Source organism: Desulfovibrio sp. SGI.169, assembly GCF_050313595.1.
In the GTDB taxonomy this organism is placed as follows: Bacteria; Desulfobacterota; Desulfovibrionia; order Desulfovibrionales; family Desulfovibrionaceae; genus Desulfovibrio.
On the sequence record NZ_JBNPLS010000081.1, the window covers coordinates 1 to 649 of the forward strand.

The window sequence follows — 649 nt, forward strand, 5'->3', positions numbered from 1 at the left end:
TTCAAGTGGTGTGCCACCACTACTTGGAGCCGTTTTCTTTTTCCTGCTCTTTTTTCAGTCGCGCTATCGCTTCCAAAAAAATTTCTTTCATTGTCTTACCAGCCATAGCCGCAATGATTTTTGCCTGTCGGTGCTCCTCCTCAGTCACATTGATGGTTAGGGTTTTTCTGGGTGACATAGAACCTCCACGTCCAAGGCTTTAGCCTGTTTAGCTGATAGCAGTCAAGAAAAATTTGCGCGGCGGTTGGCACTGGGAAAAATGTTTCTTAGAATATCGAAGACGATGCGGCAGGAAAGATTAGGAAATTTAGATTCCCATTATTGCCCAAATTATAAAACATATATAGGAGACAAAGCATGAAGGAATTTCCTGAATACAGAGTCTATAAAGCCAGACGGTGCGATATAAATTTAGCCTGTGCTTGGATTTCTCCGTACACTAATTCTCAAAACTTAGGTTATCCGAGAATAGCGAGAATAACAAGAAAGCTCGATGACGGGAAAGAGCTATATTGTTATGCTCAATTGAGAACTATAGATCAGACAGTTGGAGACCATTTTCTTTGGAATATTATCAAAAATGAAAAGAGAAAAATTATTTTATTATCTGAATATTATATAAATATTATAGGTATAGAAAATTCAAAAT

General features: G+C 37.6%; 2 protein-coding genes. One reads left to right on the forward strand and one right to left on the reverse strand.

The window, feature by feature from the left end:
* Positions 1 to 19: 19 nt before the first annotated feature.
* On the reverse strand, positions 20 to 178 hold the full coding sequence (locus ACQRA4_RS13855; RefSeq protein WP_427823632.1) for a hypothetical protein: 159 nt from the start codon (positions 176 to 178) through the stop codon (positions 20 to 22).
* A gap of 179 nt (positions 179 to 357) precedes the next feature.
* Between ACQRA4_RS13855 and ACQRA4_RS13860 the strand changes: the two genes are divergently transcribed.
* A partial coding sequence (locus ACQRA4_RS13860) for a hypothetical protein (RefSeq protein ID WP_427823633.1) occupies positions 358 to 649 on the forward strand: 292 nt, incomplete at its 3' end.